10 protein-coding genes, 14 tRNA genes and 1 pseudogene are annotated in these 12,313 nt (G+C 45.4%); 18 read left to right on the top strand and 7 right to left on the bottom strand.

Features of this window, described 5'->3' with window-relative positions; all coding sequences use genetic code 11:
• Positions 1-130: 130 nt before the first annotated feature.
• From C1T21_RS16825 to C1T21_RS16760, 14 genes are all read left to right on the top strand, one after another.
• Positions 131-206 (top strand) — tRNA-Ala (locus C1T21_RS16825).
• Positions 207-210: 4 nt separating this feature from the next.
• Positions 211-286 (top strand) — tRNA-Asn (locus tag C1T21_RS16820).
• Positions 287-289: 3 nt separating this feature from the next.
• A tRNA-Ser gene (locus tag C1T21_RS16815) sits at positions 290-379 on the top strand.
• 20 nt (positions 380-399) lie between these two features.
• Positions 400-471 (top strand) — tRNA-Glu (locus tag C1T21_RS16810).
• Between the two features lie 9 nt (positions 472-480).
• Positions 481-556 (top strand) — tRNA-Val (locus C1T21_RS16805).
• Positions 557-566: 10 nt separating this feature from the next.
• Positions 567-640: transfer RNA gene (locus C1T21_RS16800), tRNA-Met, on the top strand.
• A gap of 27 nt (positions 641-667) precedes the next feature.
• Positions 668-744 (top strand) — tRNA-Asp (locus C1T21_RS16795).
• A 13-nt stretch (positions 745-757) separates the two neighbouring features.
• Positions 758-833, top strand: a tRNA-Thr gene (locus C1T21_RS16790).
• A gap of 4 nt (positions 834-837) precedes the next feature.
• A tRNA-Tyr gene (locus C1T21_RS16785) sits at positions 838-923 on the top strand.
• Between the two features lie 7 nt (positions 924-930).
• Positions 931-1,006, top strand: a tRNA-Lys gene (locus C1T21_RS16780).
• A gap of 12 nt (positions 1,007-1,018) precedes the next feature.
• Positions 1,019-1,099: transfer RNA gene (locus C1T21_RS16775), tRNA-Leu, on the top strand.
• Between the two features lie 10 nt (positions 1,100-1,109).
• Positions 1,110-1,184, top strand: a tRNA-Gly gene (locus tag C1T21_RS16770).
• A gap of 7 nt (positions 1,185-1,191) precedes the next feature.
• Positions 1,192-1,268 (top strand) — tRNA-Arg (locus tag C1T21_RS16765).
• Positions 1,269-1,280: 12 nt separating this feature from the next.
• Positions 1,281-1,360: transfer RNA gene (locus C1T21_RS16760), tRNA-Leu, on the top strand.
• A 746-nt stretch (positions 1,361-2,106) separates the two neighbouring features.
• On the opposite strand, the gene C1T21_RS16750 is transcribed toward C1T21_RS16760, so the two are convergent.
• A complete protein-coding gene (locus C1T21_RS16750) occupies positions 2,107-3,228 on the bottom strand; it encodes an NADH-dependent flavin oxidoreductase (protein WP_103049053.1) in 1,122 nt (373 codons plus the stop codon).
• A gap of 170 nt (positions 3,229-3,398) precedes the next feature.
• Between C1T21_RS16750 and C1T21_RS16745 the strand changes: the two genes are divergently transcribed.
• A complete protein-coding gene (locus tag C1T21_RS16745; RefSeq protein ID WP_103049052.1) occupies positions 3,399-3,821 on the top strand; it encodes a MerR family transcriptional regulator in 423 nt (140 codons plus the stop codon).
• 410 nt (positions 3,822-4,231) lie between these two features.
• Here the strand turns inward: C1T21_RS16745 and C1T21_RS16740 are convergent, their stop codons facing one another.
• Positions 4,232-4,600: a hypothetical protein gene (locus tag C1T21_RS16740; protein ID WP_103049051.1), complete on the bottom strand. Its 369-nt coding sequence runs from the start codon at positions 4,598-4,600 to the stop codon at positions 4,232-4,234.
• A 514-nt stretch (positions 4,601-5,114) separates the two neighbouring features.
• Between C1T21_RS16740 and C1T21_RS16735 the strand changes: the two genes are divergently transcribed.
• A complete protein-coding gene (locus C1T21_RS16735; protein WP_103049050.1) occupies positions 5,115-5,579 on the top strand; it encodes a phage tail protein in 465 nt (154 codons plus the stop codon).
• 495 nt (positions 5,580-6,074) lie between these two features.
• Here the strand turns inward: C1T21_RS16735 and C1T21_RS16730 are convergent, their stop codons facing one another.
• A complete protein-coding gene (locus tag C1T21_RS16730) occupies positions 6,075-6,905 on the bottom strand; it encodes an SDR family oxidoreductase (protein WP_103049049.1) in 831 nt (276 codons plus the stop codon).
• Between the two features lie 47 nt (positions 6,906-6,952).
• Positions 6,953-7,705, bottom strand: a complete 753-nt coding sequence (locus C1T21_RS16725) for an SDR family oxidoreductase (RefSeq protein WP_103049048.1) — start codon at positions 7,703-7,705, stop codon at positions 6,953-6,955.
• A gap of 146 nt (positions 7,706-7,851) precedes the next feature.
• Here C1T21_RS16725 and C1T21_RS16720 point away from each other — a divergent pair, with 146 nt between their 5' ends.
• A complete protein-coding gene (locus C1T21_RS16720) occupies positions 7,852-8,529 on the top strand; it encodes a TetR/AcrR family transcriptional regulator (protein ID WP_103049047.1) in 678 nt (225 codons plus the stop codon).
• A gap of 473 nt (positions 8,530-9,002) precedes the next feature.
• Positions 9,003-10,187 (top strand): collagen-like domain-containing protein, encoded by a 1,185-nt coding sequence (locus C1T21_RS27370; RefSeq protein WP_180984602.1) that lies wholly within the window; start codon positions 9,003-9,005, stop codon positions 10,185-10,187.
• Between the two features lie 444 nt (positions 10,188-10,631).
• On the opposite strand, the gene C1T21_RS16710 is transcribed toward C1T21_RS27370, so the two are convergent.
• The 3 genes and pseudogenes from C1T21_RS16710 to C1T21_RS16700 all read right to left on the bottom strand — a co-directional run.
• Positions 10,632-11,393, bottom strand: coding sequence for an SDR family oxidoreductase (locus tag C1T21_RS16710; protein ID WP_103049046.1), 762 nt, complete (start codon positions 11,391-11,393; stop codon positions 10,632-10,634).
• Between the two features lie 15 nt (positions 11,394-11,408).
• Positions 11,409-11,789 carry a MerR family transcriptional regulator gene (locus C1T21_RS16705; protein WP_103049045.1) on the bottom strand — a complete coding sequence of 127 codons (381 nt, stop codon included), beginning with the start codon at positions 11,787-11,789 and terminating at the stop codon, positions 11,409-11,411.
• A 109-nt stretch (positions 11,790-11,898) separates the two neighbouring features.
• Positions 11,899-12,135: pseudogene (locus C1T21_RS16700) on the bottom strand (aldo/keto reductase); the annotation flags it as partial.
• Between the last annotated feature and the right edge of the window lie 178 nt (positions 12,136-12,313).

Raw genomic sequence — 12,313 nt, 5'->3', positions numbered from 1 at the left:
CCCTCCAGCGCCGATGGTACTTGGACCGCAGGGTCCTGGGAGAGTAGGACGTCGCCAAGCAACCCCGTAATGGGGATTTTTTTTCGCCTATCAGGCTATTGATTATACATACAAAATTTAATTTTTAGATGGGGCTATAGCTCAGCTGGGAGAGCGCCTGCCTTGCACGCAGGAGGTCAGGGGTTCGATCCCCCTTGGCTCCACCAATATTCCCTGATAGCTCAGTTGGTAGAGCACTCGACTGTTAATCGAGTTGTCACAGGTTCGAGTCCTGTTCGGGGAGCCATGTGGAGAGGTGTCCGAGTTGGCTGAAGGAGCACGATTGGAAATCGTGTAGGCGCCAAAAGCGTCTCGAGGGTTCGAATCCCTCTCTCCGCCAGCTCTTAATAATAGATATATGGCCCGTTGGTCAAGGGGTTAAGACACCTCCCTTTCACGGAGGTAACAGGGGTTCGAATCCCCTACGGGTCATAGTAATTCGGAGGCTTAGCTCAGCTGGGAGAGCATCTGCCTTACAAGCAGAGGGTCGGGGGTTCGATCCCCTCAGCCTCCACCATATTTTATGTCGCGGGGTGGAGCAGTTCGGTAGCTCGTCGGGCTCATAACCCGAAGGTCGCAGGTTCAAATCCTGCCTCCGCAATTACTTTCAACTAAGAGAGTTGCCTCTGGAACCGTGGTGTAGAGGCCCAACATGCCTGCCTGTCACGCAGGAGATCGCGGGTTCGAATCCCGTCGGTTCCGCCATTTAACTTAATATGCCGGTGTAGCTCAACTGGTAGAGCAACTGACTTGTAATCAGTAGGTTGGGGGTTCAAGTCCTCTCGCCGGCACCATTTTGGAGGATTAGCGAAGTGGCCAAACGCATCAGACTGTAAATCTGCTCCCTTACGGGTTCGGTGGTTCGAATCCATCATCCTCCACCAGTTTTACGAGCCATTAGCTCAGTTGGTAGAGCACCTGACTTTTAATCAGGGTGTCGAAGGTTCGAGTCCTTCATGGCTCACCATTATCATTGTATGCGCGTGTGGCGGAATTGGCAGACGCACTAGACTTAGGATCTAGCGTCTTTGACGTGGGGGTTCAAGTCCCTCCACGCGCATCTTGTTTTTGCGGACGTGGCTCAGCGGTAGAGCATCGCCTTGCCAAGGCGAGGGTCGCGGGTTCGATTCCCGTCGTCCGCTCCATTTATTAGTCCCCTTAGCTCAGCTGGATAGAGCGTTTGACTACGAATCAAAAGGTCGGGAGTTCGAATCTCTCAGGGGACGCCATTAACTTCATAAGCCGGTGTGGCGGAATTGGCAGACGCGCGCGACTCAAAATCGTGAGGGAAACCGTGGAGGTTCGAGTCCTCTCACCGGCATCTATTTCGGGATGTAGCTCATTGGTAGAACTCCAGCCTTCCAAGCTGGTAGCGTGGGTTCGATTCTCATCACCCGCTTTATATAAATGAAAAAGGAGAGATGGCTTATTTTATGCCATCTCTTCTTTTTTACTTTTAAACTATTCCTATCGACATGGCAACCAGTAGAAACCCCAAGGCAATATCAGCATGCAGACAGAAAATCTCATCAGAAATTGCCCCGCCTCCAGCACCCCGCAACCTAACTCTGGTATCGGCGAGAGAAGCAACCGCTCCAGATCGAGAACTTCAATCTGCTTAACTATCGTTCAATGGGCTTTGAGCGAAGCGCTGACCGGAGTCATCTTCGTCTGAGAAGCAACTGGACCTGGTGACCATGGATATCACGATGCGAGATATGACAGGCACACACGAGGCTTTCTACGGATAGGGCGTACAACTAACGAGGAACGATAGTTAAACACACAATGTTGAGCAGGCGCTTCAAGTCTGCTCTTTTTATTAAACTAACGGGCAGGTTAACGTACAATATTCTGGAGCGGTAGTCTTAGATTCAGGTTATTTAACGCCGCCTATTTGCAAAGGCCTTCAAGATCGAAACATACGCAGTATGTGTGTCCGCAACAGCAAGAATTGCCCTACCGAACTACGGATGGACGGAGCACCTTAGAATCAGCAAAAGAAACCCGAAGTCTCATAAAAGACATGGGTTTCTCGTCAATCTGAGTAGCCTTTAGGACTACTCTCTATTTACTAATATTAAACCAACCTGGCATTGCTTGAATTACATTCCAAAGTTTTTCTGGAATATTAAGCTGGTCGAGTTTCGAAACGATAAATTCAGAATCTACCTCGGATTCACGTCCATTTGCGACCTTTTCAATCCAGTTAGGATCCATAATTAACGCATGCCCAATGGCGACGAGCGGCAAACCTAATTCCATAGCTTTAAGAGCATCATCCGGTGTTATTATGGAACCAGCAGCCATCACAGGTACCTTACCGTTTGCTCTTTCAAGAATTAATTCAAGCCGTGTTTTTTCATCTTGACTATCTACTGGCTTTGAAGACACATTATCTAATGAAGCATGTATATAATCTAAATCCTGTTCAACAAGAATATCAATTAATTCATACGTGTCTTTCATACGTAATCCGTCCACTTTGGAGGATTCTTCAGGGGAGAATCGGAATCCTAAAATGAAAGGTTTTGTAGCATGTTTTTCAATGACATTTTTGATTTCTCTAATAATTGCCAATGGAAAACGCAAGCGATTTTCAAGTGATCCTCCCCATTGGTCCGTCCGTTGATTTGTCGCTGGCGACCAAAAATTCTGAATTAAAAATCCATGAGCCCCATGGATTTCGACGCCATCAAATCCGGCCTCAATTGCTCGTCTTGTTGTGTCTCCAAAAGCACGTACAATCGACAAGATCTCCTCATGTGATAGTTCTCTTGTTTCTGAAGTTGAACCTAAATTAGTAACTTCGGGTTGCAATGCACTCGCACTAACTGCATCCAATCCAGGCACGGCTTTATTGCCAGCATGGAAAATCTGTAGGATCGCAGGAGCGCCTCCACTTTTCGCTGCCTCAGCTAATTTTCGTAAACTTGGAGTAAATTCGTCATTATACCCAGCGAATTCATTTGTAAAACCCTGCCCATTAGGTGTAACATGAGTACACCCTGTAATGACGAGTCCTACTCCATTCACTCTTTGTTTGTAATACTTTACTTCGTCATCCGAAATGGTAAGATCGTCATTACTTGACCAGGTTGTCATAGGTGCCATAACGATACTATTCTTAATTGTTATTCCATTTTTGAATGTGAAGGATTCAAATAACCTACTGTATTTCTGATTCATTTCATTAACCTCGCTCTCATATTTTCTTTTCTATTTCAGTTTAATTGGTTGCCGTTACGGTAAGTCAAGGGTTTATTTTTATATGATTACATATAGAATTGTTGTTGTTGTCATTCTCTTTATGATATATATTTAGTTACAGTAACTGTAACTAAAGGTGGGACAAGTAGATGTTGTATTCAATGACATATGTAGTGGAGAATTTAAATGTATCTGCAAAGACACTTAGGTTTTATGAAGAGCAAGGGATATTACCAAATATATCTCGTGACGAAAAAGGCCGTAGAGTTTATAACGAACAACAATTAGATTGGATTTCTTTTATTCGTTGTCTCAAAGAGACAGGAATGCCTCTTTCAAAAATAAAAGATTACAAGGAACTTTATGAATCGGGAAATAGTACCTTTTTGCAAAGAGAAGAAATGTTGATGCAGCATAAATTGGGAGTACAGAAGAAAATTGACGAAAGTTTTAAACACTTGGAAGAAATAAACTATAAAATTGCCATGTATGAACTTCAGAAAGAAGAGGTTATGAAAAATCCTAACTATAACTTTAAATGTCATGGTCTGGAGAATAAGATAGTGAATTAATGTACTTAAGCTAACGGGAAACGTTAGTTAAATAAAGAACAGCGGTAGTTTGGGACTTTCCTTTTTTCAGTCCAAAGCTATCGCTATTTCTATATTTAATCCAGTCTAATACTATATTTTTATCAGACACCGGTTTTCAGAGCGGCATCAGAGGTCGGGAACTCCAACAAGGTTTTAAAACGACACCGCAGAATGAAGATCCCCGATAAACACCCTTGTATTCAGGAGACATCTGATCCAATGCGTCTTGGAACTGCAGCTTAATTTGAATATATAGACCGGTAAACGCGTCATGCTGTCGCGTTAAGTTTCAAAGATTCAAGCAACTGAACGCCCCTTGTTTTATAATGCTTCAAAGTTTTCTTTGTAGAACTAGGATCATCATCGGTTGATTACTCCTCGGGTAGAAGTTACGAACGGTTGACCTTGGCCTCAAAACACTTCCCCAATTCGTCCCAGTTGGGTGTAGGGACCCGGGTCTGTTCCTTCAAAAGGTGAAACACGCGGCTCAAAGCTACGATTTCCCCTACGGGTCCGTCAACCAGCCGACTGATAGGCATCCTATGATAAATTTTCATAAAAAGGCGCATCAACGCCGGTCGTTTGCGGATTAGTGAAGCTTGCGCGGCCGGCGTTAGCGGATATCGTAAGGCCTCTAACACGCGAAAGCCTTCGTCCATAGCCGCGATCATCTGCCGCAACAACTTGTCGTCTCCGGCGATTTTTTTCATTTGGCGCTCGTGTATAACCGTTACAAAGTTTAGCGCAATTACAGGCACGATATGATTCTTCAGCTATGTATCTATATTTTCATGATAGATAGGCATCGTACTCATTTGGTTTACGTATGCGGGTACTCCCCTTCCATGTAGAGAGGCTTTCCAAACAAACATGGCCTAACGACCACCATCATGAATGAAAATGTTTTGGCTTGTGAATCTGAACCTCCTTAATGGAAGTATAGGGCACAGGCCGAGATTTTTTTGGTAGGACATACTCTGAGCCCTTAATTTCCCGACTTCGAGGAACTATAGGCAGCATCGTATTATCTCGCTGGTCGAATATTTAAAGCGGTGTTTGTGAATACCAGTCTATGTAAACACTATTTAACAAACTAACAAATTCGCCATTCAAAATCTTCTCTTGAATCAATTTTGGTATACTATGTGGTAGATAAGAGAATTTATTTAAAGTCTGGCTATAAGTGTGTTTGTCAACAACTTGAAAAATGAATTCGATTTTGGTGAAATGCGGAAGCTGTTAGGGCGTAAAGAGAGAAGAGGAGGAATGGAAATGTCGTATCTCGTTGATTTTAAAGATGTATCTACGGTTGGTTTAGAGTCTTCACCTGTAGCAGAAGCGCTTGCTGGTTTACGTGCTAATGAAGCCCGTTATTTTATGAACAAATACAAGTATGAATTTATGGTTGTACCAGCTAGCGAAAGCCAGGAGAGCCTTGATTATGTGAACCGAATTTTGATAGAAGAACGTGATATTGCGTTTGCGGCTAAACCTTTAGAAACGTCGCGTTTTCAAGTGGAAAATATCCAATTTACCTACGTTTTTTATGAGGATGGTCTTGCAATCAATGTCATGTATACGGTGGATGACCCTAAAAAGCGGGCCGTTGGTTTTAAGCTTTCTGAGGGGATGGAGGTACCAAAAGAGTTAGAAGGGAAGTTTAAGTTTGCTAGGCAGAAGTCTAAACTAGCTGGAACAATCAGGGGCTCGTTTTTTGTAATTAAAGGACAATATTAAAGTAAGCAAAAGCGCAAATGGAGGAATCCAGCCCCTTATTCACTTTGCAAAAAAATGTGAAATCAAATAAAGGGTTATCCCGCAAAAGGATGGCCCTTTATTGAAAGAATGATGAAAAGCAATTTTGATTGAAAAAATTCTAGAAAGAAGAGGAAAAGCTACCGCTTATCGTATGATTATCAAACAGGAAGATCGCGGGTAGTCTCTGATAAGGAGACTATTTTTTTGAGAACTTGCCCCTTCAGCCAACGCGGTGAACCATACCATAAGTGAAGATGAAAAATTTTCTTGGGGAAGTGACCTAACAATACGATTAGCCAGAATAGTTTGATGCGAATGAGGATAACAACACTTAGTGTGGTATGCACTTGTGTTGATCTCGTTTTAATATGCAAACTTCTATTTTATACATGTTGTTGTTAGTCCATGTCTTGCTTCGCTTTTCTCAAGTGCTTTATTAAGCGGCCCAAGATCGATTCTCGGTCTCGTCTCCAATCAGTTGTTGAAGTAGTGAGACTGTTCAAGGTCGTGGATCAGTGCAGGTTGCACAGGCCGCCATCCCAGAAGTTCCTGAGTTGCAACGCTTGATCTCGGGATATCGAGCGCTGCAAGTGTGCTGAGGAAGCCGAAGTGGGTGTCTGCTTCTTCACGTGAAATGCTGACTACAGGCACGTTCAGGTGTTTACCGATAACACTTGCGATGTCGCGAAATGGCACGCCTTCATCTGCGACCCCATTTAGTCGTGAACCTGCGGGTGCCTTTTCTAACGCAAGGCGGTATAGATGTGCGGCGTCAAGGCGGTGCACAGCCGGCCAGCGGTTGCTCCCCTCTTCCACATAGGCTGAGAAGCCCTTCGTTTTGGCAATGTTGATCAGTCTCGGCACAAATCCTGTGTCCCCCTCACCGTGTACCGAAGGACAAAGCTCTACGATCGATGTCCGCACTCCGCGCTCAGCCAGCAATAACATTACGTTTTCTGCTGCCACTCCATTGGCGTGCGTGGTGATCACGAACGGCTTCCCGGACCCTTCCAGCGCCGTCCCCATCGCTTCGACGGCGTGCAGATCTGCTGTGAGTGCCCTGGCGAAGTTCGAGAAGTCGTGATTGAATGCCAGATGAATAATGCCATCCGCAGCAGCCGCACCACTACGAAGGCTGTCGAGATCGTCGATGTCACCGCGGTGTACTTCGGCCCCGGCCTCTTTTAGTTTCGCAGCGCTATTGTCTGAGCGCACAAGACCGACGACCTGATGACCCGCATCAATGAGTTCACGGACGACAGCGGAACCGATGTAACCTGTTGCTCCTGTTACGAAAACACGCATCATGAAATCCCCCTTAAGCTACTAATCATTGTTTGTATAAATTATAATTACCACGCGATGGGTCCATCCTCATCTGAAAACGTTCCTGTTGGACCGTCCGCACCAATCATCGCAAGCCGGACCGCTTCACGCGCCCCTTGTTCAACACTACGAGTGCCAGCAAAATTATTGAGCGCAGTCGATGTAAAACCTGGACATGCCGCATTGACCTTGATGTTTGTCGATTCAAGCGCAAAGGCAAAGGCAAGTGTGACCGCATGAACAGCCGATTTTGATGCCGAATAGGCCCCAAACATCGCACGATGTGAGTTTTCCGGAATGGAGTTCCAGCTAAGGGAGCCGCCGGTGCTGCCCATGTTGACGATGCGTGCTGCCGAAGCCTCACGTAAAAGTGGCAACATGGCCTGGGTGACAGCAATGACACCAAAAACATTAGTTTCATAAACCGAACGAATGTCTTCGAGCGAAGCAACGGTCAAAAGACCGCTCGTCGCGCCACTGCTCGGAAACGGATTTCCCGGTTTACCTGCGTGTGATATGGCTGCATTGTTCACAAGTACATCGAGACGACCAAATTCGTTCCGAATACGCTCTGCTGCAGCAACAATGGAGTCCTGATCGGTAACGTCGAGCTGGAGAGCGTGCGCATCCGAACCGATGCTTTTGGAGGCAGTTTCTCCATTCTCGAGGCTGCGTGATCCGACGAGCACGGTGAAGCCGTGTTCCGCTAGATCTTTCGCAATTTGTAAACCTATTCCTTTATTGGCACCGGTGATCAAGGCTACGGGTTTGTCCTGCATGGTCGTAATCTCCTTTTTGGTATGGGGTACCATCTATATATTTCCCGTTGGATGTGGGATAATGATATTAAATCACACAAAAACGAAACTGTAAAGTTCCGGAACTGATAAGTTCCTAAATATATATTTTAAAAGGAGCTAAGTTTATGAGTAAAATAAAAAAGAAAATGTCTGAGAGGAGCGAATTATCTGAGGTTGTGGCAGAAAAGCCTGCGCAAACATTGGGCCGCAAGCGAGATCACACGCGGGATGATAAAATCCTTGAGGCGGCAATCGCCATCCTCGCCGATACGAGTTTCGATGGTATGACAATGGACATGGTCGCGGCTCGAGCAAAGGCTGGGAAGGCGACGGTTTACCGCCGCTGGTCTTCCAAGGCGGAGTTAGTCCGAGACGCCTTGGCATGGATGAATCGAAATCATCTTGAGCTCGAAAGCTTGCCTGATACAGGAACCTTGCGCGAAGATCTCCTCGTGCTTTTGAAGCCGCAATCGATCGCGGAAGAAGAACGAAAATTTCGAGTCCTAGCGGGCCTAGGCTCCTTTTTGCAGCATCCGGAATTTGCCGAAGCAGGAACAGCCGGGATTTTCGAGCCATGGGTTGTTGTAAACCGCGAGCTTATGAACCGAGCCGTCGTCCGCGGTGAAATTCCTGCTCACGCGGACATTGAGATGGCTTGCCAGGTCATTACTTCAATGGCTTCTTTTCGCGGCCTCATCCAGCGCAAACCGTTCGACAAGCCTTTCTTCACAGCGCTAATCGATGGTATTCTACTGCCTGCACTCAAAAACCCGCAAACAGATCCAAATATCATGGACCGATGATGACCAGGCGCTTACCAGAAGAATCTACAAGGTGGATCAAGATGTGAGCAGGATTGGTTTCAGGATAGTGAGCCTAGGAGAAAAATATTACGGAGTCGAACGCTTTGTTGTATTTATCACAGAACGGGAACGATACTTGAATTTAGAACAGGGAGCACACTGCCACTGTGAGGTACAAAAAAAGACTCAAATGTGATTTTGGTTGACACAGTGAAGGATGATTTAAATTATGTAATCATACTGAAAGAGTGTTGTGGTTTGTGGTATAACATCACCCTACTAAACACCCAATATTCTAAAAATGGTTTTTAGTCTAGCGAATAACCGGCCATTCGTCCATGCCTAAAATAAACAACTCACGTACACTGAACTATATTTATAGGGAGGTGTCGTTGTTGAGTTGTCTGGATAAAAAAAATCGTGCAAAAAGAAAACCACAATTGTTTGTCATCCAAAAGAAAAGAAAAAAGAAACTGTTGAGTTTTCTGGATAAAAAAAAATCGTGCAAAAAGAAAACCGCAATTGTTTGCCATCCAAAAGGTAAGAAAAAGAAACGACGTCTTCTAGTTATTAAAAAAATAGTGCGGGTACCGTGTCCCCCACCTAAAGGTCAGCAATTACTTCAAGGACTTGCGGGAGCAATTGCAGAAGCTGGACCTCAAGGACTTGCAGGAGCACTTGGCCCCCAAGGATTGGCAGGGCTTGCAGGAGCAATAGGCGCACTTGGTCCCGAAGGACTGGCAGGAGCACTTGGCCCCCAAGGATTGGCAGGGCTTGCAGGAGCGATAGGGGCACTCGGACCCGAAGGACTGGCAGGAGCACTTGGCCCCCAAGGATTGGCAGGGCTTGCAGGAGCGATAGGCGCACTTGGTCCCGAAGGACTTGCAGGAGCACTTGGCCCCCAAGGATTGGCAGGGATTGCAGGAGCACTTGGCGCACTTGGCCCCCAAGGACTGGCAGGAGCACTTGGCCCCCAAGGATTGGCAGGGATTGCAGGAGCGATAGGGGCACTCGGACCCGAAGGACTTGCAGGAGCACTTGGCCCCCAAGGATTGGCAGGGATTGCAGGAGCAATTGGCGCAGCTGGGTTGGCAGGACCAGCGGGACCAGCAGGACCAGCGGGACCAGCAGGACCGGTAGGACCGGTAGGACCAGCGGGACCAGTAGGAGCAACAGGACTAACAGGACCAGCAGGAGCAACAGGCCCAGCGGGACCCGCAGGGCCGGCAGGTGGAGTATTAGGCTTTGCAGACTTTTTTGCCTTGATGCCTCCTGATAATGCAGCAACTGTTGCTCCCGACACGGACGTAAGTTTTCCGCAAGATGGTCCAATCAGTGGGACTGAAATTACGCGTGTAAATGCGAGCTCATTTAACCTGGCTGCAATTGGTACTTATCAGGTTCTGTTTCAGGTAGGTGTAAATGAACCGGGTCAACTCATTTTAACACTCAACGGCGCTGACCTGGCTTATACGGTGGTCGGGCGTGCAACAGGTACTTCTCAAATAGTAGGAATGGCTCTTGTGCAAACAACGGTCATTAATTCAGTACTCACAGTGCGAAATCCTGCTGGCAATGCCGCGGCACTCACGATCACTCCATTAGCTGGAGGAACAAGACCAGTTTCCGCGCACCTTGTTATTACGCAGGTTGCATAGAGGGAAAGAAATGCCGTGTTTTTCGGTAAAAAGGTAAATATAAAACAGAGACCGCGCTGATATTTCTGAGTTTAATATGTATCAACTAACGAGACACGGTAGTTGAATTACTGACAATCAGGCCGCCGATTACTTTGGTGGCCTTCTACGCATTGTGGTGATGATGAAAATTTTTTGCAGTTATTGATCATTTTCGGCACCAAGCGGGCAGGCGTGCTGGGGAAAGTAGCGATGCGAATGGTGAACGAGCAAGTTACTCTACGATAAAGCGAATGAACTGAATGCTGTTTTTTTACAGAACCCAGGGTGGGTAAATTATTGAGCGACTTTCTAACATATCCTTCCTGACATTACCGTTTAGCTTGAGAAGGATAAGATATTAAAGAAACTCGCCATAACAGTGGCGAGTCTGCATTTTCTAGTAGTGCTTTTCTCGAAAACGAGTTATTCAATAGAGTTTTTCGTTGCGTTATACATATTTTCTACGTATTGGTCCACTTCATCTCGTGACATGCGTAAGCGAGCCACAGAAGTGCCGTATCCGATTTCATGTTTGCCCTCTTCCAATCCTTTGAATATTCCATCTGCGAAGGCATCCAATGGTTCTCCATGCGTATGCAGCCCGGCTCCACCTAAATTTGTACTCACTGCCGGAGGAGCAACTTCAATTACTTCTACAGACGTATCTGAAAGTTGGTGTCTCAGGCTGATGGTAAATGAATGAAGTGCCGCTTTCGTTGCCGAATAGATCGGAGCAATCACAAACGGCGTAAAGGCCAACCCGGAAGTGACGTTAATAATCGTCGCCTCTTCTTTTGTTGCAAAGTATGGAGCGAACAGCATGGATAGATGGAAAGGTGCTTCAATGTTCGTTGTAATTTCTTTACTGATATCATTCCAATGATGCTTCGCATCCGTTTTGAGTACATTAAAGCGTTGTTGAATACCGGCGTTGTTGACTAACACATTGATTTCTGGATAGTTGGCTGTTACCCAATCAAACAATGCGATACGCTCGGGTTCACTATCCAAATCACTTACACGAGTAATAAGGTTAGGAAACTTTTCGTTTGCCTGCTGAAGTACCTGTTCACGTCGTCCGGTAACAATGACTGTATTTCCAGCTTTGATAAAACGCTCTGCAAAAGCTAAACCGATTCCAGAACTTCCGCCTGTAATGAGTATTGTATTTCCTGAAAGTTTCATTATATTTTCTCTCCTCTATCCGTTTTCATTTCTTTCCTGAATCTGATTTGTATATCGTGTAATTTTAAAGTCTATTCCCTTTAAGGATTCTGTCATCATCGAAATTTCATCGAGTACAGCTTGCTTGTGATTCTGCATCATGTTAAGCCGGGTTTCGAGGGTGCTATTTCCTTCTAATATCCAATCAATATACTGCTTAATATGGCTAATGGGCATATGCGTGTTTTTTAAACAAATAACCGTTTCAAGGAGCGCCATCTGGTTTTCTGAAAATAACCGCCTTCCAGCTTCATCACGCTCGATTAATGGCAGGAGTCCTTTTTTTTCATAATAACGTAACGTTGATTCTGGAATATTGAATTTGGCTGAAACTTCGCTAATGGAACAATACTTCATCTGGAGACCTCCAAATTGTATCTAACTCTGTCGACAGGAACATCATACGACTTAAACCATAGTTTAAGTCAACTCATAATCGGGAAGAACTTCTCTCGGACATTGCCCCATCCTGAACCCAAAGTTTCGTAGTGATAAATAGTTCCTCTCTTGTCACGCCACTACGTTCGATCGCTCTGCCAACGGCTTCTTCATTTAAATAAGAGGCAGCGGTATCTATCAACCGATAGCCTGCCATAATAGCGTCATAAACACTTTGTTCACATTCATTTGCATCTTGGATCTGATAAACACCAAAACCGAGTATAGGCATCTCAATCCCATTGTTCAAAGTTACTTTTTGCATATAAAATCCTCCAGTATTTTTAATTATTATGTGTAAATCAACTACAATCCATATTCATAACAGACACCCACTTCACATCCTTATTATGCACCAGATGACAAAGCGATCGTTATCCCGTTCGTGCCAAATGTTTGCCTAATCCTCTCACTACCACCTATTTACCAGATACATATGGACT

Origin of the sequence: Paenibacillus sp. F4 (assembly GCF_002894905.1) — a bacterium.
GTDB classification, from domain to species: Bacteria; Bacillota; Bacilli; order Paenibacillales; family Paenibacillaceae; genus Paenibacillus; species Paenibacillus polymyxa_B.
Note: the sequence above shows the minus strand (reverse complement) of the source record. Positions and strands in the feature narration are given on the sequence as shown.

What these genes read in the sequence shown, in the direction of transcription:
- C1T21_RS16710 (WP_103049046.1), bottom strand. Translation starts at nt 11,393, where the DNA reads ATGAAACTTTCAGGAAATACAATACTCATTACAGGCGGAAGTTCTGGA.
- C1T21_RS16745 (WP_103049052.1), top strand. Translation starts at nt 3,399, where the DNA reads ATGTTGTATTCAATGACATATGTAGTGGAGAATTTAAATGTATCTGCA.
- C1T21_RS16705 (WP_103049045.1), bottom strand. Translation starts at nt 11,789, where the DNA reads ATGAAGTATTGTTCCATTAGCGAAGTTTCAGCCAAATTCAATATTCCA.
- C1T21_RS16720 (WP_103049047.1), top strand. Translation starts at nt 7,852, where the DNA reads ATGAGTAAAATAAAAAAGAAAATGTCTGAGAGGAGCGAATTATCTGAG.
- C1T21_RS16725 (WP_103049048.1), bottom strand. Translation starts at nt 7,705, where the DNA reads ATGCAGGACAAACCCGTAGCCTTGATCACCGGTGCCAATAAAGGAATA.
- C1T21_RS16750 (WP_103049053.1), bottom strand. Translation starts at nt 3,228, where the DNA reads ATGAATCAGAAATACAGTAGGTTATTTGAATCCTTCACATTCAAAAAT.
- C1T21_RS16730 (WP_103049049.1), bottom strand. Translation starts at nt 6,905, where the DNA reads ATGCGTGTTTTCGTAACAGGAGCAACAGGTTACATCGGTTCCGCTGTC.
- C1T21_RS16735 (WP_103049050.1), top strand. Translation starts at nt 5,115, where the DNA reads ATGTCGTATCTCGTTGATTTTAAAGATGTATCTACGGTTGGTTTAGAG.